The following is a 20,697-nucleotide window of genomic DNA, read 5'->3' as shown; positions in this document are numbered from 1 at the left end:
GTGTCTCGCAAAACTCGACTCATGCGGTTACGTCGGCGTTTGACGGCCGGGTCAGCATGCGGTCCCAGGCGGCGCCGGGATCACGGTACGTAGCGGCGGAGGCGGCGAGCGGCGAACTCGCGGAAGTACGACACCTTGTCGTCGGGGACGATGGAGGGGAGCAGGAAGTACCAGGCCCGTTCCATTCGCGCGGCCATCTGATCGACCGATTCCGTGCCGACCGCCACGATATGGATTCCGGTGGTGAGCCCGTACAGCAGCAGGCCGACGGTCTCCGGGTCGAGGTCGGGGAGCAGGTCGCCCTGGGTGATCGCTCGTTCGGTGAGGAGCCGATAGGTCTCGCCCCAGGTCTTGGCGATATTGTCGCCGTTGGCGCCGCGGTAGTCGCCGATCTGGTGGGTCAGTTTGAGCATGGCGCCGACCATCGGGTCGTTCATCGACAGGTCGGCGACCACATAGGTGATGCCGATGGCGGCCTCCAGCGCGGGGACCCGGGAGTCGAAGAATCCTTTGCAGGATGCGATGAGGCGTTCGTTGCCCTGGTCGACCACGGCGCGGGCCAATTCCTCTTTGGACCCGAAGTGGAAGTACAGGGCGCCCTTGGTCACGTTGGACTGCGCGATGATCTCGCTGAGGCTCGCATTGGCGTAGCCCAAGCGCAGAAAGACATCGGCAGCGCCCGCGAGAACGGAATCGCGAGTGATCTCCGCGCGCGCTTGCCTAGCCATCAGCTCCGCCTGTCATCCCAATAACCAGCCATCCTGAAGTAGACCGACATTGTCGAAGTAGACCGACTTACCGCCCGAACAGCACCCAAAGGATGGGTGAACCGTACCATCCGTGTTCGCTACGTCTGTCGATTCACAGCCTCGCCCGAATTCGCCGGGAGTTCATCGGCGGTTGCCCGAACTGTGCTGCCCGCCCGGCGAGTTCGCCGGAGGCGACCCGGGCAGGGCGGGCCATTCCGAGCTGAGCTGGGGGTCGGCCTCCAGATGGCTCAAACCGTTCCAGCACAGATTGACCAGATGTGCCGCGACGACTTCCTTGGACGGACTGCGCACATCCAGCCACCAGGTGGCGGTCGTGGCCACCATCCCGACCAGCGCCTGCGCGTACAGGCCGGCCAGGCTGATATCGAAACCGCGGCGTTCGAAATCGCCGCCGAGCAGATGGGCCACCTGGTTGACCGCCTCGTTGAGCAGACTCGAGTAGCGGCCGTCGGTGGAGGACACCGGCTGATCTCGGACCAGGATGCGGAACCCGTCGGTGCGCTGCTCGATATAGGTGAGCAGGGCCAGCGCGACCTGTTCGAGCCGCACCCGCGACCGGTTGTTGGTGAGCGAGGAGGTGATCATGTCCAGCAGCATCGACATCTCCCGGTCGACCACGACCGCGTAGAGGCCCTCTTTACCGCCGAAATGCTCGTAGACGACCGGTTTGGACACCAGGGCGCGTTGCGCGATCTCCTCGATGGAGGTGGCGTCGTAGCCACGTTCGGCGAACAGCGCGCGACCGATCTCGATCAACTGTTGACGCCGTTGGGTGCCCGTCATCCGCTGACGGCCCGCCGAGACCTGTTCGGTGGCCTCTTCCGCGTCACCGGCGGCCCGCGACTCCCCGGTTGTTCTCGGTTCTCCCGACGCCACGTTCCCGCCTCCCTGGTTATCGGGGTCGCGGGAGCCGGAGCCGGACCTGCGACCAGAACCATCGAGATCAACTGTCCCAGACCCGTGGCGGCCCGAGTCACCCGGGCGGCGCCGGGCCGCTGGCGTGTCGTCACCTCCACGGTTCGACGTATCCCGGGGTGGCATGCGAGTATCGTTCCCGTGCCGGGGCACAGCGGCGGGTTTCGGGTACCCGCCGGTGTGACAGTCCGCCGTAGTGTAATGGCAGCACCTCTGATTTTGGTTCAGATAGTTCAGGTTCGAGTCCTGGCGGCGGAGCAGCTCGCGTGCACGATGACCATCGTCGGCCCGAGGGAGATTCATGCAGGAGCAGACCGCCGTCATCGTGCTAGCCGCAGGTGCCGGTACGAGAATGCGGTCGAAGACGCCCAAGGTGCTGCACCCGCTCGCCGGGCGCAGCATGCTGGCGCACGCGCTGTACGCGGCCGATGCCATCGGGCCGCGTCACCTGGTGACGGTGGTAGGGCACGACCGGGAGCAGGTCGGGGCGGCCGCGGCCGCGGTGGCAGGCGAACTCGACCGGGAGATCGTGCCGGTGGTGCAGGAGCAGCAGCTCGGTACCGGGCACGCCGTGCAGATCGGGCTCACCGGACTGCCCGCCGATTTCGCCGGCGATGTCATCGTCACGTCCGGGGATGTCCCGCTACTGGACGGGCATACCCTGGCCGCACTGCTCGATGAGCATCGCAGCTATTCCGAGCGCCCCGCCGTCACGGTCCTCACCTTCGTACCCGAGGACCCCAACGGCTACGGCCGGATCGTGCGGGACGCCGACGGTGAGGTCGCCGAGATCGTCGAGCACGCCGACGCGACTCCGGAGCAGGCCGCGATCCGCGAGGTGAATTCCGGCGTGTACGCCTTCGACGTCGGGGTGTTGCGCACCATGCTGGGCCGGTTGTCCACCGCCAACGCCCAGCACGAGCTGTATCTGACCGACGTCCTGAAACTCGCCCGCGAGGCCGGCTACCCCGTGCAGGGCGCCCGCCTGGTCGATTCGGCCAAGGTCACCGGCGTGAACGACCGCGTGCAGCTGGCCGCCGCGGCCCATACGCTCAACCGCTACATTCTGGAACGCCATATGCGCGCCGGCGTGACCATCATGGATCCCGCCACCACCTGGATCGACACCGATGTCCGGATCGGCCGCGACACCGTGGTGCGCCCGGGAGTGCAGCTGCTGGGTACCACGGTGATCGGCGAGGACGCCGAGATCGGCCCGGATTCCACCCTCACCAACACAGTGGTCGGGGACGGCGCCCGGGTGATCCGTACCCACGGTGAAGCCGCGACGATCGCCGCGAAGGCGACGGTCGGCCCGTTCAGCTACCTGCGGCCGGGCACGGTGCTGGGCGAGTCCGGCAAGATCGGCGCCTTCGTGGAGGCCAAGAACGTCGAGATCGGCCGGCACACCAAGGTCCCGCATCTGACCTACATCGGCGACGCGACCATCGGCGAGCACAGCAACATCGGAGCATCCAGTGTGTTCGTGAACTACGACGGGGTGCGCAAGCACCGCACCGTCGTGGGCTCACACGTACGTACCGGCAGCGATACGATGTTCATCGCCCCGGTGACCGTGGGTGACGGCGCCTATACCGGGGCAGGTACTGTACTGCGGGAAGACGTTCCACCGGGCGCGTTGGCGGTGTCCGGCGGGCCTCAGCGCAATATCGAGAACTGGGTGCAGCGGAAACGACCGGGAACCGCTGCAGCAGATGCGGCGGCGAGAGCTCTCGCGGCCGAAGAGACACCAGGTCGGGCAACAAAGCTTAAGGATGGCAACCAGCAGTGACCGCGTCATGGATCGACAACCAGAAGAACCTGATGCTCTTCGCCGGACGGTCGCACCCCGAACTAGCCGAGCAGGTCGCCAAGGAACTCGACGTTCACGTCACCCCGCAGACCGCGCGTGATTTCGCGAACGGGGAGATCTTCGTCCGGTTCGAGGAGTCGGTCCGCGGTTCCGACGCCTTCGTCCTGCAGAGCTTTCCGGCGCCGCTGAATCAGTGGCTGATGGAACAGCTGATCATGATCGACGCGCTCAAGCGCGGTTCGGCCAAGCGGATCACCGCGATCCTCCCGTTCTACCCCTACGCCCGCCAGGACAAGAAGCACCGCGGCCGTGAGCCCATCTCGGCCCGCCTCGTCGCCGATCTGCTCAAGACCGCGGGTGCCGACCGGATCGTCACCGTCGACCTGCACACCGACCAGATCCAGGGCTTCTTCGACGGCCCGGTCGACCATATGCACGCGCAGCTGCAGCTCGCCGAGTACGTGCGCACCAACTACAGCCTCGAAAACATCACGGTGGTCTCCCCCGATTCCGGCCGCGTCCGGGTGGCGGAGAAGTGGGCGGATTCGCTGGACGGCGCGCCGCTGGCGTTCATCCACAAGACCCGTGATCCGCTGGTCCCGAACCAGGTGAAGTCCAACCGGGTGGTCGGCTCCGTCGAAGGCCGCACCTGCATCCTCATCGACGATATGATCGACACCGGCGGCACCATCGCCGGTGCGGTGAACGTGCTGCGTGAGGCCGGTGCCGGTGATGTGGTCATCGCCGCGACGCACGGCGTGCTGAGCGCTCCGGCCGCCGAGCGGCTCGCCTCCTGTGGCGCCCGGGAGGTCGTGGTCACCAACACCCTGCCGATCACCGAGGACAAGAAGTTCCCGCAGCTCACCGTGCTGTCCATCGCGCCGCTGCTGGCCCGCACCATCCGTGAGGTGTTCGAGAACGGTTCGGTGACCGGACTGTTCAACGGCAACGCCTGATCCTTACCGCGAGCGGCCCCGGACCCATCGGTCCGGGGCCGTTCTGCGTTCGGGTCGGAAAGTCGACACCGCTGGTCACGGTCCCGCCGAGCGGCCCCGTGGCGGCGCATACTGGTTGGTATGGATCGCGAACCACGAGAGCCCGATATGGGCGACGACGACCAGGAGGACGAGGTCCGCGCCTACGAACGCTATATCGAGGATCCGCCCGCCGACCTGCGCATTCGCAACTGGGAAGGCGACGACGACGGCCGCCTCGGCATAGCCGACGAGCTACGGCAGGAACCGGACCGGCGCGACCGCGCCGCCGATGACAACCGGCCCGCCGAGGCCGCCGCCATCCATATCGAAGAAGAACCCGAATAGGGGACGAACCCGGCAGCTGACGCTACGCCCGCACCGCGGTACCGGCCTACGAGCCCTCGACGATACGAACGAGGAGACGTGATGAGCACACCGCAGGACCCGCGCGACTCCGGTGACAGGCCGGAGGACAGGAGCACAGACCGGCCGGAACCCGACTCCGGTGCCACCGGCGGGTCCGCGGCGGACCGCCCGCGGGAAACACCGGACGAGCCGTATGTCACTCCCGGCGCCCCGCAACCTCCCGACGACACGCAGACCCCGGGTAACGCTCCGGAACCCCCGGCGGGTGACACGGTCTCCGGCGCCCCGCAGCCGCCGGAGACCGGCGAACCGTACGGTGCGCAGGCGGCGCGGTCGGACGACCCACCCACCGAGTATCTGCCGAAACTGCTCGGCCGGGGACCCCGGTCCACATCCGGGCCGGAACAGGCCGCGCCGGGGTCCGGCGAAGGTGCCGGAGCCTACGAGCACGGCCGGTACCCCGGCGCCCCGGAGCAGCGCCCACCCGGCGGTGAAGTGCCCCCGCAGGCCTGGTCGGCGCGGCCCGAGGAACAGTCCCCTGGGCAGGCCTGGCAGCAGCAGTCACCCGGCGGGTATCCGGATTCCGGGCAGGCACAGGGCGGGTCGCCCTATCCGCCACCGGGTGGTGGGCAGTACCCACCGCCGGGCGGGTACGGCGGACAATCGGGTGGCGGATACGGCGGTCCGGGCGGCCGGGGTGCGCAGGAACAGTCCGGCTGGGGTTCGGGGGAACAGTCCGGCTGGGGTTCGGGGGAACAGTCCGGCTGGGGTCCACAGGAACAGGCGGGCTGGGGGGAACAGTCCGGCTGGGGTCCGCAGGAACAGGCGGGCTGGGGCGGCGCTCCCGGATGGTCCGGCGGCGGCGCACCGGGCGGGCAGCAGAGCGGCCGGCCGGGCGGGACGCCCGGGACCGGAGGCTATCCCGCCTACCCCGAACAACAACAGCAGTACCAGCCCTACGGCGCCGACCGGCAGCCGGAACGTTCGGGACCGCAGGTGCTGTCCATCATCGGTTTCGTCTGCGCCGCGGTCTCGCTGCTGTTCTGCCCGATCGTGTTCGGCGCCGCCGGTATCGTGCTCGGAGTCATCGGACATATCCGCGGCGAGCCCCTGGGCAAATGGGCGGCCGTCGCGGCCGCGATATGTCTCGTGGTGGGTGTGGTGATCGGGTTGCTCCTCACCGGCACCGAGATCGTGCCCAACGAATCGTTCGGCTGACCGGACGAATACCACCCGTGAATACAGCGAGTTCCGCATCCGAGGGCCCGAACGCCACCGCGGTCTCGGTCGTGGTCGCACTTGCGCCCGCGTGGTACGCGCCACCTCGGTGACAGATATCGTCTGGCCATGCCCGAGGAACGAGGCGCCGGTGAATGCGCGGCGGCGACAGGGGCGGCCCCGCCGCCGTGGTGCGGATAGATGTCACAGCGGGAATTGGTCGTACTGGGCACCGCCAGCCAGGTGCCGACGACCCAGCGCAATCACAACGGTTACGCACTGCGCTGGGGTGGTGAGGTCGTACTGTTCGATCCCGGTGAGGGGACCCAGCGGCAGATGATCCGCGCCGGCATCTCCGCGACCGATCTGACCCGGATCGCGATCACCCACTTCCACGGTGATCACAGTCTGGGCCTGGCCGGGGTGGTGCAGCGGATCAACCTGGACCGGGTCCCGCACCCGATCGACACCTACTTCCCGGCCTCGGGCCGGCGTTTCTTCGACAACCTCTGTGACGCGACCGCCTACCACCGGACGGTCGAACTCCGGGAGCGGCCGGTCACCGGACCGGGCGCACTACCGGCTCCCGGCGCCCCCTTCGAGATCACCGCCGCCCGGCTCGACCATCCGGTGGAGGCGTTCGGCTATCGGCTCACCGAACCCGATTACCGGAGCATCCGGCCGGAGGCGCTGGCGGAATTCGGCTTGCACGGCCCGATGGTGGGCCGTCTGCAACGCGAGGGCGAAATCGACTGGCAGGGTCGGACGGTGACCCTCGACGAGGTGAGTACGCTGCGGCGCGGCCAGAGTTTCGCGTTCGTCATGGACACCCGTATCTGTCCCGGCGCGCGGGAACTCGCCGCGGGGGTGGACATGCTGGTGATCGAAGCGACCTTCGTCGACGCCGATGCCGGGCTGGCCGCCGAATACGGCCACCTCACCGCCGGGCAGGCCGCCCGGATCGCCGCCGAGGCCGGTGCGCGGACCCTGGTCCTGACCCATTTCTCGCAGCGATATCCCGCTCTCGATCAGCATCTGGCCGAGGCGCGGCGGGTGTTCGGTGGGCAGATAGTGGTCGCCGCGGATCTGGACCGTATCCCCTTCCCGTCCCGCCGCTGACCACTCGGGCCGGGCGAAGGCCGGCGGTCACGTTCGGAGGACCTGCTCCATCCGCGTCCCGTCCCGCAACCCGATCGACATGATGTCGGACGGCTGGTCGAGTTCGAGCCGATGCCAGCGGTTACGTGGTACGACGAACGCCGTGCCCGCGCTCAGGCACACTTCGGTCTCGGCGCCGCCGGGGTGTTCCGGACGTAGATAGAGCCGCAACGCACCGGACAGACAGCACACCGCTTCTTCCGAACCGGGGTGGATCTCCCAGTAATCGGCGTGGACGTCGGCGTCGGTTTCGACGTGGAAGGCGGCGAGATGCCAGCCGTCGGTACCCTCGCGCATCCGCCGCTCGCCGGCTCGTACCCGGCCGTCGGGGTGGAAACTCAGTGCGCGAGCGAACATGTCGATGGACGTGGTCATGGTCGGTTCCTTTCGTGGAGATTTGTCGAACAGATCGGGGGACTGTCGGCGGCTGTCCCCGGCGCCGGCCGGCCTGTCACGCCGCGACCCGGCCGCGCTTTCCTGACGGATCGGAAGGGCGGCTCGGCCCGTCGTCCCCGCCGGACGCCGCGCCGCGGGGCAGCACCACCGCGGCCACCACGGCCGCCAGTCCGAAGACCGCGGCCGAGATCAGCAGGGCCCGCGCGTAACCGCTGCTCAACGCGACCGGATCGGTGGCCGTGCCGGTCCGGCTCGCGGCCACGGTCGCCAGTACCGCCACCCCCACGCAGCCGCCGAGCTGACGGGAACTGTTGAACACACCCGACGCCGTACCGGCCTCCCGGACGTCCACCCCCGTCGCGGCCGCCACCGCGGCCGGGGCCAGGCACAATCCGATACCCAGGCCGGATACGAGGGACGGACCCAGAACATCGCCGAGGAAGCTGCCGCCGGGGCCGATCGCGGCGAACCAGAGAAGCCCGGCCGCGGTGACCAGGCCGCCGGCGATCAGGGCCGGCCGGGGCGTCGCGCCCACACCGGCCCTGGTGGCGATCACAGTGCCGGCCACACTCATCGCCGAGAAAGGCAGGAAGGCTGCCCCGGTGGCGCCCGCGCCCATCCCCAAAACCTGCTGCATGTACAGCGAGACCAGGTAGAAGGCCGCGAATTGACCACCGGCGGCGAGGAACACGAACAGGTTCGCACCGCTGACCCAGCGATTGCCGAACAAGCCGAGCCGCACCAGCGGTGCGGCAGTACGCTTCTCGACCACGACGAACGCGGCCAGCAACAGTACGCCGGCCACCAGGGTCGCGATAGTGATCGGTGCCGACCAGCCGTAACGGTCGGTCCGGATCACCCCGGTCACCACCAGACCGATTCCGGCGGTAGCCGCCAGCGCCCCGAGCAGGTCGAGCCGGTTGCCGACGGCGCGCCCGGTATCGGTGTCGATTGCGCCCGAAGCCGCGACCACCGCGACCACTACCAGCGGAAGATTGACCAGCAGCACCCAGCGCCAGTCGGCGTATTCGGTGAGCAGCCCACCGACCAGCACACCACCGGCACCACCGGCCGCATTCACCGCGCTCCAGACACCGAGCGCGCGGACCCGGGCAGGGCCGGCGGCGAATGTGGTGGTGAGTACAGCGAGTGCGGCCGGAGCCAGGGCCGCGGCCGCGCAACCCTGTACAGCGCGCGCGGCCACGAGCTGCCACGGTTGCTGCGCCAGCCCACCGGCCAGCGAGGCGATACCGAAGACCACGAGCCCGGCGGTGAGCAGCCGCCGCCGGCCGAACAGGTCGCTCGCGGAACCGCCGAGCAAGAGGAATCCACCGAAGGTCAGCGCGTAGATGTGGACCACCCAGGCAAGATCCAGGGGCGCGAAGCCGAGGTCGGCGCGAATGGACGGCAGCGCGACGTTCATCACTGCCATATCCAGCGCGACCATGAACTGGGCCGTCGCCACGGCCACCAGGGCGACCGTCGATCGACCGGAAAGCTTTTTATACACGTATAAAAAGTAACTCGACGGCTGGCCCGTGTCCAGCGCTCGAACGCGGATGCACCAAGATGGCCTCATGACCGAGTCCGCGCCGCGCACCGGCAGACCGCCGAAGATCTCCCGCGCCGAGATCGTGGCCGCCGCCGACGCGGTGATCGCCGCCGCCGGCTCGGCCGCACTCACCATGCGCCGGGTGGCCACCGAACTCGGCTGTACCCCGATGGCCCTCTACCACCACGTACGCGATAAGGACGAATTGCTGCGGCTACTGCTCGAGGACTACGCCGACCACGTGGATTGGCCACCACTACCCGAAGATCCACGCGAACAGATGATCACCGCCGCGTGCGCGATGCACGACGTGCTCACCGCCCGCGCCTGGATGGTCGAGATCCTCGCCGCCGACGATCTACTGGGTGTCTCCGCGCTCTGGGCCCCCGAAGCGATCATCGACGGTGCTGTCGCCTGCGGACTCACCCCCGACGAAGCGGTGCGCGCCTACCGGATCATCTGGCACTACACGGCAGGCGAGATCATCATCCGCGCCCGCTCTGCCCAGCGCGCCGCCGCCGGCCGCCCCACCTTCCGCGAACAGGTCTTCGCCGATCTGGATCCGGAAGCATTGCCGCACCTGGCCCGACTCGGCCCGCGCTGGGTCGAGCTCACGGCCGAGGACACCTATCTGCTTGGGCTCCGAGCCTTGATAACCGGCCTGGTCGGACCGGAGCCGGGCCAGTAGGGAACGTTCGCGCTCAGCGACTCCCGGCCGGGACAACCCGCGAAGAACGCGGCGCGGCGGCGCAGGGAGGCCCCCGGACCCATCGGGGACACCGGCGGCACGGCGGGTAGCCGCGCCACCGGTGGTCCGATCACGGCCGCCACAGCACATCGGACCCTGCGTCGGGATGCATCCGATCGCCTCTGGAAAAGGCGGGATCCATACCCGGTCCGATCGTATACCTGAACAAATTATCCAGCGACATAATGTGAAAGGCACCAATGATTCACATTTCGGCGGATCGCCCGCCGGGCGCGCCCGCGAAACCGCATATGTAGTGGCCGAATACGGCAGAAATGTACCGCCGCGGACAGGGCGGCGGGCCGGCGATTACTCGATTGCGACACGACCCGCTCACCGAGATCAGGTCGCGAATGTAGCGAATGCCGACCACAGCACCGGCGAATCCTCGACGGCACCGGTCGCGCGCCAGGCGCGCAACCGGTCGCGTTGCCATTCGGCGAGTTCCGCCACCGGATCGGTCGCCTCGTGGGCCGTATCGATCGCGCGCACCACCTCCTGCAGTGGAGTGGCCTGCGCCGCCGCACCCCAGCGCTGGAAGGCCAGATCGGTGGGTAACGGCCAGCGGGTCGCGGTGACGAGTTCGGCGCCACCGGTGATCATGGCCGCGACCAGGCCGAGCGCCTCGGTGAACCGCAGATCGCCGCCGCTTTCACAAGCGACGAGCGCTACCCGGCTCGGCACCGGCCACAATTCCTGCCCCGACACGGGTTCGGCGGCCAGCGTATAGGTGCCCAGCAACAGATCCTTGGCCGAGAGCGGCCGATGTGTGCGCTGCGGGTCGGCGAAACCGGACGTATCGGCGGTGCAGGCCAGATGCAGTTCGGAGTTCTCGCTCTGACCCGATTCCGGCGGCGCCGCGGTCACATGGCCGACGTAGAGCAGACGGGCCGCCCCGGCGCGCAAGGTGCGCGAGAGCCAGTCCCGGTCGAGATCGCTACGGCGGAAGATCTCGGTGGGCGTGCCGACCTCCGGACGGAGGCGGCCGGAATCGATATGGCCGGCGATACGCCGGGTAAGTGGTGTCGGATGGGTCATCCGGCCCAGGACCGAACCGAGTTCGGAATCGGCGCGGAAGCCGGGTATCCGCGGATCCAGTACGGCGACCACCGGCAGTTCCCGGGTTTCGGCCCAGGAACGCGCGATACGTATGGGCCCGTGCACGACACCGGCGGGTGCGAGCAGACCGATATCGGCGATATCGATCAACCGCAGCTCCGGAGCCGGGGCCAGGATCTCCCACGGCACCTGGGCGACCCGGGGCGAGGGCTGCAGCCGGATGAGCGGCCGGATCCCCTGCCGGTAGAGCGTATGCAGCTGTCCGGCCAGGTCGTAGGGCAGCAGGGCGCGGGAAAGGTCGCGCGCCAGCAGGTATTCGGTATCGGGCCCGGCGAAGGCGGCGGTGGTAAGGGTGCGTTCCAGGCCACCGGGCACAGTCGGATCCGGCAGCGCGGCCGCCAGCGCGCGGACCACCTTGTCGATATCGTCGCCGGGTAACGCGGTCACACCGGGCGCGGCGTCGTATCCGATCCAGCGCCAGGACATGTACACATCGCCGGCGTCGGCCATCCGCACCACCACGGTGGGCCGATCGTTGCGCACATCGGCCGTACTCCGATCGCCGCTCATACCGCGATCACCCGATCCTCCCGGACGCGCCGGCCGTAACGCTGTTCGGCGGCCGCGATGTAGTCCCCGAGTGCGATACGGCCATCGGGCCCCACGGCCAGCCGCGCGGGCGGCGCAACCGGCAGACCGGCCGCCGCCGCGACCCGGGCGAGACCGGCGCCCAGATGCAACGGGCCGGATCCGGATTCGTCGCCTGCCGGGGGTACGGGACTGTCCAACGGGAACTGCGGGCGTGGGGCTCGCTCGCCCGAGGTGGCGTCCAGTGTCGTTCCCGCGCACTGTGTTTCGATGAGATCGACGAGCAGCCGATCGTCCCCGCAGAGGTAGGCGAATCGGAAGGCCAGCCGGACGGCGGGGTCGGCGACCTCCCGGTTCCACTGATCGCGCTGGCTGCCGCCCGGCAGCGTGTAGCGCACGGCGTCGATGGTGATCGCGGCGGGCACCGCGAGAGCGCGGCCCAGCGCCAGCAGTTCGGCGGGCGGGCAATCCATATCGTCGACCACCATCTGCACCAGTACCGCGTGCCAGTAGTCGAGTTGCGCGCACTGCAGGCCGAGACCGCGTTCGGCGTAGACGGTGAACGCGGCGTCGAGCAACCGCTGTCCTTCCCCGACCAGCCCGCGCGCATAGGCCACCGTGGCGAGCCGGCACTGCACGGAGGCGGCGTCGAGTACCGCCCCGGAGTCCTGGAAGCAGTCGAGGCCGCGCCGGTACCATTCGTCGGCCCGATCGACCTCACCGCGGCATTCGGCCAGGAAACCGCGGATCTTCCAGCCGACCCCTGCCCGGTACCCGAGTCCGGCCCGCTCGTAGTAGGCCTGACTGGCGACCACCAGTTCCTCCGCCTCGTCGAGCCGGTCGAGCCTGCTGAAGATCTGGGCCAGGTTCTGCTGGGTGTCGGCAACGGCGTTGTGGTCCCCCGCCGCGGTGAACGCCGCCAGCGCCTGCTGCGCGAAATCCACACCGAGCTCCCGGCGACCGGTTTCGAAATACGCCCCGGCGAGATTCATCAATGGATGGCCGGTGAGATGGGGCGCGAAACGCAGGGCCGCGTCGAGGGATTCGGTGGCCGTTTCGATGACCCGGTTCCATTCACTGCGATGGGTCGCGACGGCGCTGAGCGAGAGCAGGCACGACACCCGCAGCACACCCAGATCCGCGGCGCCGGCGAGCAGGTCCCGCGCCTGTTCCAGCACCGATTGCGCCTCGTCGAGCATGCCGAGATGCTGGAGAGCCTGCGAATAGTTGATCAGTGTGGAGGCCCGCTTCTCGCGGGCGTCCGCCGGAATCCGCTCCAGCGCCGTGCGGTACCGCACCGCCGCGCCGTGGTGGTCACCGAGTTCGTCGTACATGCTCGCGGCGTTGATCAGCGCGCTGGTGCGTACCCCGTCGGCGGTGGTCTCCACCGCGTGCTCGAATATCCGCAGCGCCTCGGCGATATCGCCACGCTGGTAGGCTGCCGCGCCCTCGTACAGCAGTTCCAGTCCGGGCGGTTCTTCCGCGCTCATCTCAGAAATCCGAATCCGTCGCGGCGGCAGTGATCTCGGCCCACAGGGGTGTGATATCGGCGAGTTCCTCGACCGGATGCCCGCCGTCGGGGGCCGGGCCGAGTCCGGGCCCGGACCCCGCGCGCCGCAGCCGGGCGTGCGCGAGTCGCCTGATCCGCTCGCGGTACCGCGAATCCGCCGCCGGGCCCCCGGTGTCTCGCGGTCCGGGTTCGGCAGTGCCGTCGGCGGACTCGGACCGGCCGGCCCCCACCGGTGTCGCCCGGCCTACCCCCGGCACATAGACCTCCACCCCCGATATCGTGCCGACCGTCGCGGCGACCGCGGCCGTCCAATTGTCCCCGGCCAGCGCCAGCGCGGCGCGGTGGTCGCCCGCCGGGGTGCGGACCAGCGCGTGCGGTCGCAGATACGCGGGCGGTTCCTCGCGCAGGCCCGGGGCGGCGACGGCCCGGATCCGCAGCGAATTGACGCCCGCGGTGCGCACGAGTTCCCACGAAACCGAGTATTCGGAGGCGTCGACCACACCGGGCGGGCAGTACCGCCAGTCCCAGCCCGCGGTTCCCCGGTCGAGGACCAGCGCCGCCTGTTCCTCGCGCTGTCCACCCGCGGCCAGCGCGTAGTCGGTAGCACGCCCGACCTCATCGGCCCCGAAGCGGTCCGCCGGATTTGCCCCATCGGTGACCTCCACGGATTCGTCCGGTATCGCGGCATCGGCACCGTCGACCACGCTCTCGCAGAAATCGCTCAATTCCGCGATTTCGCGTTCGAGCTCGGCCACGTCCAGCGCCGGGATACCGTCCACCGTCGAGGCAGGCCACCAGCGCGCGGCCCAGTGGGCGTAGCCGAGCCGGCGCACCGCGGCCGCCAGTTCGGGCCGCTCCGGGCGCGCCGGCAATTCCACGGGCCCGGTGTACTCGTCGGCCGCCACCGCGATCTCGGCCCCGTAGAGCGCCCACAACCATTCCTGGGCGGTGTCCAGATCGTGCAGGGTCGCCGCCGGAACCTGCCGGCCCGCCAGCACACTCCAGCTCAAGTGGCCGCCGCCGACCTCCAGTACAGCGGTGTCCAGACCGGGGTCGGCATCGACCGGGGTCGGCGCGCCGGGGGGCGCGATCCTCCACAGCCCCGGCCCGATTCGTTCGATACGCACACTGTCGACCATCAGACCGCCCTCGGTTCGGCCGTATCCGGTTCTCGCGCCGCCCGCGCACTGAGGGCTTTCCGGACGCGGGTGCGGTGATCGAGCACCACCGAGCGGGCCACCCCGTCGAGCAGATCCCACAACTCGTCGGGCTCGGTGACCGGCAGCTCCCGGACATCGCGCCCGTGCAACCGCACCCACAGGCGCCGCAGGTACGGACGCCACGGAGTCCGCAGTTCGGCGGCGATGGCGGCGAGCGGGCCGGCGTCCCCGGGCAGCGGATGGACGGCCAGCCGCCGGGCCTGCAGCACATAGGCTTCGCGCTGCCAGCGACCGTTCACCACCCGATGCGCGGCCGACGCGCCGGTGTCCGCCGCCGAGCGGCGCGGGCCCGGTGGCGTGATCGGCACCAGACCGAGCGCCAGTTCGACCCCGACGGCCGCGGTGAGGCGCAGCGATTCGCCGAGCAGTGCCCACGGTGCGCAACTGCGCGCGATCTCCGTGGTGACCAGGTCCGGGATCGGCGGGAGTTCGGCGCGTTCGGTGGAGACCTGCAGGACGGTGAAAACCCGTTCGTGCACGGTGCGATCGAATGGCAACCCCAGCGTCGCGGTGGACGCCGAATCCCCCAGAGCCGGGCGGCGCGGCGTGGGATGGGCGGTGAGGCCGAGTTCCTTCGCCCGGTATCGGGCGAGATCGCCGGCCGCGTCCTTGGTTCCGGCCAGCCACAACTCGATCCCCGTATGGGTCCCCGCATTCGCGGCGGCCAACCGGGCGAGCAGGCGCCTACCGGAGCGGGTATCGGTGTCGGTGCGGGAGGCGACCGCGCAGTCCAGCAGTTGCCGCAGCTGCGCGGTGTGCGCGACCGGCACCCCCGGCGGCGGCGGACGGCGGCCCCAGGCCGTGGTGAGCAGGTCGTCGAGCAGCGCGGCCCGGGCGGGATCGGTCAGATGGTCTTTCAGCGCCTGGGTGGTGCGCCCGGCCGCGAAACCGTGGATCTCGCGCAGTACCGCCTCGGCGCGTACGCGGTCACGGTGGGGATCGGGATGGCCCCGGGTGGCGGCCAGCTCGAAACACCGCTGGAAGTAGCGATCCTGCGCGGTACCCTCGGTGATTCGCAACCGCCGACGCACCTGTTTGAGCAGCGTGAACCAGGCCGCGGTCGCCCGCAACGCGTCGGCGTGCGCGTAGACGCGAGCGGCGAGCAGGGTCGCGCCGTCGGCCGTCAATACCGCTCCCCCGCAGCCCGGATACTGCACCGGCCGGATGACCAGCGGGTCGAGGATCAATTTCACGGTCCGGCGCAGCGGTCCACCCTGGGGGCCGCTCAACGCCTCGACGCCCTCGAGACCGCGCCACACCTCATCGAGCACCATGGCCCGCGGTCGTCGCATGTGCCCAGGTTATCGGAGTTTCGCCGGTGTGGAGGTGCCGAAAGTTGGGATCGGTAGGCGCGCGGGGATTCCTAGATTTCTCGTAACGGCCGGCACACCGGGCCGGAACACCGAGAGAACAGGACCCACCATGAGCACCACGATCTTCCGCCTCGGCGCCATCGCCCTCACCGCCTCCGCGACCCTGCTGCTGTCCGCCTGCGGCGACGACACCGGCACCGCCGCCCCCGCCGCCCCGAGCTCATCGGTCGCGGCCCCCGCGGGGGACACCGCCGACGGCGAATCGGCCGCACTGGTCGACGGGAAAGCGCTGGCGGGCGATTTCGAGACCACGTGCGCGAAGCAGGGCAACACCCTGGCGCTGGCACTCACCGACAACAACAACGCGCAGTACGGACAGCTCAGCGTCAGCGCCAGCATCGTCGACGACAAAACCGTGCAGGCGGTGGCCATCGCCGGCAGCCAGGGCGGATCCTCCGGGATGCCCTACGCGGTCGGCTACGGCAACGGCCGGCCCGGCGGATCGGCCCAGGTGAGCAAGGACGGTGACACCTTCACCGTGACCGGCGAGGGCATCAGCGCCCCCGATATGGCGAACCCGCTCGCCGCGCCCGCCACCGCGGCCTTCGAGATCACCTTCGCCTGCTCGACCGTCGTCGGCGGCTGATCGGCCCGGACATCCGGCTCCTCGTCGCCCCGCACCTCCGGGGCGACGAGGTGGCCAGGTATCCGGACCACAACCACCAGGAGACAACCATGATCCGCACCCTGCGTACCGCTGCCCTCGCCGTCGGAGCCCTCGCTGTCGCCGGTTACCTCTGGCACGGCCTGACCTACGAACCCACCAGCGTCTACGAACCGGCCGCGATGGCCTGGCTCAACGGATTCCTGGCCCTGCCGATCATCGCGTCCACTCTGGTCGTCATGGTCTTCGCGTTCACCGGCACGGGCATTGTCACCGCTCTCACCGGCCGCAACACCGGCGAATTCCGCGACGCACCACTGGGCCTGGGCACGGTGCGATCATTCGCCCCCACCGGAGTCACCCTCAACGACCAGCCGCAGATCCGGATCCAGTTCAGCGTCGAAGGCGCGCAGGGCCGGCGATTCGACGCCACGGCGAAAACGGTGGTTCCCCTCACCGAACTCGCACTGCTGGCACCCGGTGTGGTGCTGCCCGTCCGCTACCGGCCGGACCGGCCCGGCATCGTCGAGCTGGATCTGTCCGGCGACAGCGCGGCGGCACAGCGGGTGATGAACGACTCCCTGATCCGCAAGGGGTTCACCACCCAGGCGAAGGTGGATATCGCCGCCCGCGGTATCGCGGCGCAGGCGGTGGTCCAGTCGCTCACCGTCCCGGGCGAGATCCGCGACGGATACTCCAAAGTCGCGGTGGGGCTGGTGGTCACCCGCCCCGACGGCAGCACCTTCAGCACCTGCTCGGAGAAGTTCCTGCCCCCGACCGCGATCGGGAACGTGCAGGTGGGCCGGATCGTCACAGCGCACTACCTGCCGGAGAACGAGAAGGAGGTCGTCCTGTCGATCCCGGTCAACGCCTGAACCGCCGAACCGGTGCGCCCGTTCCGAGGGGACGGGCGCACATGTGTCGTCGAATACCGGGGAGAATCGAAAGGAATTCCCGGCAATGAATCCACGCTGCTGACGGAGTCTTTCGATAGACACCCTGTTGTCGAGTCGTCGACTGGACTCGAGTAATCCTGGCAGCCTCGGCAGCTCGAATCATCGCCCGTTTCGGCAGTCCCGTCGTACTTCATCGACCGGTGCGGGTCCGGACTCGGTAGACCGTATCCAGACGGCTGCGGAGTTGCTGCAGGACTTCGTCGGGTGGTCCAGGGGTGAGGGTGAAATCGTCGGTGTTGTGGTTGTGCAGCAGATAGCGTCCGTCGTCCGGGTAGTCGAGCCAGAGGAAGGCGTACCCGTCGCCGGTGGGTCGCGTGTCGACGGTGTAGCCCGGGTAGACGGTGATCTCGCCGGTTCCGGCACGGGGGCGGCGGAAGAAACGCTGCAGATCTTCCACCGGAGACAGCCGCGTCGGATGCTGGGAGTACACAGGTGCGTTCAGGTCGCTGCGTCGGGCACGGATGGGTGGGTGACCGCCGGTTGCCGCCTGTGGCAGGCCCGCGACCAGCTGGGGAGCCAGCTGGTCGGTACGAAGCTGGGTGAGGACGATATCGCCGCCGGAATTTCGTGCCGGTCCGGGTAACTGCCTGGCCAGCACGGCGACTCGTCCGACGACTCCGGCGTGCATCCGTACCGCGGTGTTCTGCCGAGGGCCGTGGACGCCGTAGATCTCCACGCGGATCTCGGGTTCCAGCAGCACGGTGAGCGCCCGGTAGAGGGGCTCGTCGAATACTTTCTGCAACCGGCGTGCGCACTGCTGCCGGTAACGCCGGAAGTCGTCGTCGTGCGCCATCCGATGCGGCTGGTACTCCAGCGGATACGGTAAACGGTCGCGTCCCATGGCCTCGAGGGCCAGCGTGAAATCGTAACCGTCCAACTGCCAGCGAGGTCCGTTCATGCGGTACCCATGGGGCATGAACGGAGCCGGCGACCGGCCGACGCGCTGATGCGGAAATCGCAGCGCAGGCGAAGGTTCCGCACTCCCCCCGCCGCGTCCGACTCGCTCATGTGGTGTCCATTGCGCATGAGCGAGAAACCTACGTGGTCACGCCGTGCTACCACTTTCGGACCCGACTCCGTCATGCGCCGATGACCCCGCCCGGCGGGAGCACCCGCGGCTGTTCGCCGAGCAGTTCGGTGGCGCGGTCCTGGACGAGGTAATCGGGTGTCTTGTGTTCGTCGTCCTCCTCACGACCGCGTTGCCCACCGGCACCGCCCATTGCGCCGGGCATCCCGGACATTCCACGGGTAGCGGCCGGGCTACCGGAGCGGGTTACGGGCCCGGTCGTCTGCTTCGGGCTACCGGGCGTTCCGCTGACGGTGCGGCCCGGGGTGCCCGCGGGCTGTTGGCCACCCGGGGTGGCGACCATGGGCGCGCCACTCGGCGATCCGGGTGTGGTGGTGTTCGGCCGGCCCACCGGTTCCTCGAGCGGCACGGTGTTCGCCGGTGTCGTTGCCGTCGACGGGGTGGTCGATGCCGGTGTTTCGGTGCCGGCGGGGTTGGTCGCCGAATCCTGCGGTGTCTCCTGACCGGGCGTGGCCGTGTCCTGCGGGTTCGTGCCCGCCGGGTTCGTGCCGCTCGGATTCGTCCCCGCCGGGTTGGTGCCGACGGGGTTCTGAGTACCCGCGGGTCCGGCCGGCTGTGGACCGCCGGGGCCATCGCCGACCGGGCTTTTCGTCACCGGCAGCACCGGCGTTTTGGTATCGACGGCCGTGACACCCGGCTGATAGAACTCGATCATCAGATCCTGCGCCTGCGCCTGCGCTTCGTTGGCGCGATGCTTGGCGGCCTTCACGACACCGTTACCGGGAATATGGCCGACGAACTCGTCGAACCCGGACACCTCGACCGGTGGAACGATCGACATCTTCGCCTGGGCCAGATAGCCCTGCATGAGGTCGATGCCATTGGCGACCATTTCGAAGCTCTTGGTCAGCTTCTGGGCCTCGGTGGTGAACGTGCGCGTGCCCTCGATCGCCGCGTTCGCGGACTGACCGCCCCATTTGTCGTTGATCACCGTGTCGACATTCTTGCCGAAGGTGTCGAGCGCGGCGGAAAGATCCCCGGTAAGCCGCCGCCAGCCGTCCGCACCGGCATTGATATCGGCGGAGGCCACGGCCGGAAGCTCGGAGTTACCGTTGAGCGCTTCCCAGATCTGCTGATGCGTCCAGGTTTTGAACGCTTCCCTGGTAGCGGTGGCCGGGGCGTACTCGCCATCGAAACCCGCGCTGACCCGCGCCAATTCGTTGTTGATATGTGTCCGGTCGCCGCTCCACTCCTGCTCGGCGACACCGGCGGCATCGGAGGCGCGATTCCGGTTGCCTTCGGCTTCGTCGTAGTTGCCGGTGACTTCGTCGACTGCGGCATCGACGGTGGCGACGGCCGCGACGACTGCGGCAGCGACGAGCAATGGTGCGGGCATCAGTGGAGTCCTTCCCCGGCAGCGGCGGTCTGGGAGGAGTTCTGCTGATCGGTCTCCTGGAGTTCGCCGATCATCGCAGCGTAGGTGTCGCGCATGAGGGTTACGACTTCGATCATCTCGTCGAGTCGCGTCACCGCAGAGTCACCGTTCTCCCCGCCCGCTGCTTTTAACTCGAATTTCTTCTTGATGTCGAGCGCAGAAGGCAAGCCGCCGTATCCGGCGAGATGGCTGAGGCTGGTCGCGTCATCGCGGAATCGCTGAAGTTGTGTCAGTAGGGCTTCCGATTCATTGCGCAAGGCTGAACCTGCATCGTAATCCATCTGCAGCTCGCCGTCGATGGCTTGCTGCTTGAGATTCTGCCAGTGCGTTTGTTGTTCGGTCATATCGAAGGGCCTCTTCCTGATCCGTCCGGAGCGCGGTTACCGGGGGAGGTGAGGCTCGAGCGCGGCAGCGTACTCACCGGATATCTCGCAGATATCACGGGTCCAGCCGGCCTTCGTGAACCACGACGCTTTGATCTCGAACATCCCCTGGTGCGCCTCCATGGACGTGTAGCAGGACCTGCCGTTGGTCTCGGCGCGGTCGTAGGCGCGAAGTGCCTCCCGGGGACCAACAGTGGTATCAACCTTTTGGACGAGGTCCTCATTGGCGCGGGCTTCGTCCAGTGTGTGCGAGGTTGATAGAAGGGTTACTCGGACCAGATTGTCGGGCGTCTCCCAAGCACATACGCGCCAACTTGTTGGTCCACTCGGCGCATCGGTTACGACCCGTTCAGTCGCCGGATTCAGCCCGACCTCACCCAAGACTTGATCCGACAGCTCGGTGCAGGGATTAAAGACCTCGATGCGCTCGGTCATAGTGGGCGTAGTCCCGGTCGCGGCCCCTTCGGTGCCCGAGGTACACCCGGTGGCCAGCACAGCTGCGACCGCCGTAGCGAGCATGGCACGGACGAAGTCGACGGTTCGCATGGATCTCCCCTGTGTCGGTGCGGCGGATTACCCGTCCATCACTATAGGACGCACATACAGGCTGCTTGGTTCCAGCAGATTTC

Annotated in this window: 20 protein-coding genes and 1 tRNA gene; 9 read left to right on the top strand and 12 right to left on the bottom strand. The window is 68.7% G+C overall.

Annotated elements, in window-relative coordinates:
- Positions 1-80: 80 nt before the first annotated feature.
- Both NS4_RS23860 and NS4_RS23855 read right to left on the bottom strand, forming a co-directional pair.
- Complete coding sequence (locus tag NS4_RS23860; protein WP_063061741.1) at positions 81-728, bottom strand: TetR family transcriptional regulator; 648 nt, start codon at positions 726-728, stop codon at positions 81-83.
- A 162-nt stretch (positions 729-890) separates the two neighbouring features.
- On the bottom strand, positions 891-1,553 hold the full coding sequence (locus NS4_RS23855; RefSeq protein ID WP_063061740.1) for a TetR/AcrR family transcriptional regulator: 663 nt from the start codon (positions 1,551-1,553) through the stop codon (positions 891-893).
- A 319-nt stretch (positions 1,554-1,872) separates the two neighbouring features.
- On the opposite strand from NS4_RS23855, the gene NS4_RS23850 reads away from it, so the two are divergent.
- The 6 genes from NS4_RS23850 (at position 1,873) to NS4_RS23825 (ending at position 7,178) form a co-directional block, all read left to right on the top strand.
- Positions 1,873-1,943 (top strand) — tRNA-Gln (locus tag NS4_RS23850).
- 43 nt (positions 1,944-1,986) lie between these two features.
- Positions 1,987-3,477: a bifunctional UDP-N-acetylglucosamine diphosphorylase/glucosamine-1-phosphate N-acetyltransferase GlmU gene (glmU, locus tag NS4_RS23845; protein WP_063061739.1), complete on the top strand. Its 1,491-nt coding sequence runs from the start codon at positions 1,987-1,989 to the stop codon at positions 3,475-3,477.
- Positions 3,474-4,454: a ribose-phosphate diphosphokinase gene (locus tag NS4_RS23840; RefSeq protein ID WP_063061738.1), complete on the top strand. Its 981-nt coding sequence runs from the start codon at positions 3,474-3,476 to the stop codon at positions 4,452-4,454. Before glmU ends, NS4_RS23840 begins: the two co-directional genes overlap by 4 nt.
- A 120-nt stretch (positions 4,455-4,574) precedes the next feature.
- A complete protein-coding gene (locus NS4_RS23835) occupies positions 4,575-4,820 on the top strand; it encodes a hypothetical protein (protein ID WP_063061737.1) in 246 nt (81 codons plus the stop codon).
- A gap of 81 nt (positions 4,821-4,901) precedes the next feature.
- Positions 4,902-6,059 carry a hypothetical protein gene (locus NS4_RS23830; RefSeq protein ID WP_063061736.1) on the top strand — a complete coding sequence of 386 codons (1,158 nt, stop codon included), beginning with the start codon at positions 4,902-4,904 and terminating at the stop codon, positions 6,057-6,059.
- A gap of 201 nt (positions 6,060-6,260) precedes the next feature.
- Positions 6,261-7,178 (top strand): ribonuclease Z, encoded by a 918-nt coding sequence (locus tag NS4_RS23825; RefSeq protein WP_063061735.1) that lies wholly within the window; start codon positions 6,261-6,263, stop codon positions 7,176-7,178.
- Positions 7,179-7,205: 27 nt separating this feature from the next.
- Here NS4_RS23825 and NS4_RS23820 read toward each other — a convergent pair whose 3' ends face one another.
- Positions 7,206-7,592: a cupin domain-containing protein gene (locus NS4_RS23820; protein WP_063061734.1), complete on the bottom strand. Its 387-nt coding sequence runs from the start codon at positions 7,590-7,592 to the stop codon at positions 7,206-7,208.
- Positions 7,593-7,668: 76 nt separating this feature from the next.
- A complete protein-coding gene (locus NS4_RS23815; protein WP_245665661.1) occupies positions 7,669-9,123 on the bottom strand; it encodes an MFS transporter in 1,455 nt (484 codons plus the stop codon).
- 67 nt (positions 9,124-9,190) lie between these two features.
- Between NS4_RS23815 and NS4_RS23810 the strand changes: the two genes are divergently transcribed.
- A complete protein-coding gene (locus NS4_RS23810) occupies positions 9,191-9,853 on the top strand; it encodes a TetR/AcrR family transcriptional regulator (RefSeq protein ID WP_157106199.1) in 663 nt (220 codons plus the stop codon).
- Between the two features lie 402 nt (positions 9,854-10,255).
- On the opposite strand, the gene NS4_RS23805 is transcribed toward NS4_RS23810, so the two are convergent.
- Genes NS4_RS23805 through NS4_RS23790 form a run of 4 tightly spaced genes read right to left on the bottom strand, consistent with a single transcriptional unit; the run spans position 10,256 to position 15,564 of the window.
- A complete protein-coding gene (locus tag NS4_RS23805; protein ID WP_063061732.1) occupies positions 10,256-11,542 on the bottom strand; it encodes a CHAT domain-containing protein in 1,287 nt (428 codons plus the stop codon).
- Positions 11,539-13,050 (bottom strand): tetratricopeptide repeat protein, encoded by a 1,512-nt coding sequence (locus tag NS4_RS23800; RefSeq protein ID WP_063061731.1) that lies wholly within the window; start codon positions 13,048-13,050, stop codon positions 11,539-11,541. The genes NS4_RS23805 and NS4_RS23800 overlap by 4 nt, the downstream gene beginning before the upstream one ends.
- A 1-nt stretch (position 13,051) precedes the next feature.
- Positions 13,052-14,197 (bottom strand): hypothetical protein, encoded by a 1,146-nt coding sequence (locus tag NS4_RS23795; RefSeq protein ID WP_245665659.1) that lies wholly within the window; start codon positions 14,195-14,197, stop codon positions 13,052-13,054.
- An 11-nt stretch (positions 14,198-14,208) separates the two neighbouring features.
- Positions 14,209-15,564 (bottom strand): hypothetical protein, encoded by a 1,356-nt coding sequence (locus NS4_RS23790; RefSeq protein ID WP_063061729.1) that lies wholly within the window; start codon positions 15,562-15,564, stop codon positions 14,209-14,211.
- A gap of 148 nt (positions 15,565-15,712) precedes the next feature.
- Between NS4_RS23790 and NS4_RS23785 the strand changes: the two genes are divergently transcribed.
- Positions 15,713-16,249, top strand: a complete 537-nt coding sequence (locus tag NS4_RS23785) for a lipoprotein LpqH (RefSeq protein WP_063061728.1) — start codon at positions 15,713-15,715, stop codon at positions 16,247-16,249.
- A gap of 89 nt (positions 16,250-16,338) precedes the next feature.
- Positions 16,339-17,142 (top strand): hypothetical protein, encoded by an 804-nt coding sequence (locus tag NS4_RS23780; RefSeq protein ID WP_063061727.1) that lies wholly within the window; start codon positions 16,339-16,341, stop codon positions 17,140-17,142.
- Between the two features lie 211 nt (positions 17,143-17,353).
- Here the strand turns inward: NS4_RS23780 and NS4_RS23775 are convergent, their stop codons facing one another.
- The 4 genes from NS4_RS23775 to NS4_RS23760 all read right to left on the bottom strand — a co-directional run bounded on the left by NS4_RS23775 (position 17,354) and on the right by NS4_RS23760 (position 20,587).
- A complete protein-coding gene (locus tag NS4_RS23775) occupies positions 17,354-18,121 on the bottom strand; it encodes an ESX secretion-associated protein EspG (RefSeq protein ID WP_063061726.1) in 768 nt (255 codons plus the stop codon).
- 181 nt (positions 18,122-18,302) lie between these two features.
- Entirely contained in the window at positions 18,303-19,646 is a 1,344-nt protein-coding gene (locus NS4_RS23770; RefSeq protein ID WP_063061725.1) for a hypothetical protein, read from the bottom strand.
- Positions 19,646-20,029 carry a hypothetical protein gene (locus NS4_RS23765; protein ID WP_063061724.1) on the bottom strand — a complete coding sequence of 128 codons (384 nt, stop codon included), beginning with the start codon at positions 20,027-20,029 and terminating at the stop codon, positions 19,646-19,648. The genes NS4_RS23770 and NS4_RS23765 overlap by 1 nt, the downstream gene beginning before the upstream one ends.
- Positions 20,030-20,065: 36 nt before the next feature.
- Entirely contained in the window at positions 20,066-20,587 is a 522-nt protein-coding gene (locus NS4_RS23760; protein ID WP_281219911.1) for a DUF3558 domain-containing protein, read from the bottom strand.
- Between the last annotated feature and the right edge of the window lie 110 nt (positions 20,588-20,697).

It is taken from the genome of Nocardia sienata NBRC 100364 (assembly GCF_001613205.1).
Lineage (GTDB): Bacteria > Actinomycetota > Actinomycetes > Mycobacteriales > Mycobacteriaceae > Nocardia > Nocardia sienata.
Note: the sequence above shows the minus strand (reverse complement) of the source record. Positions and strands in the feature narration are given on the sequence as shown.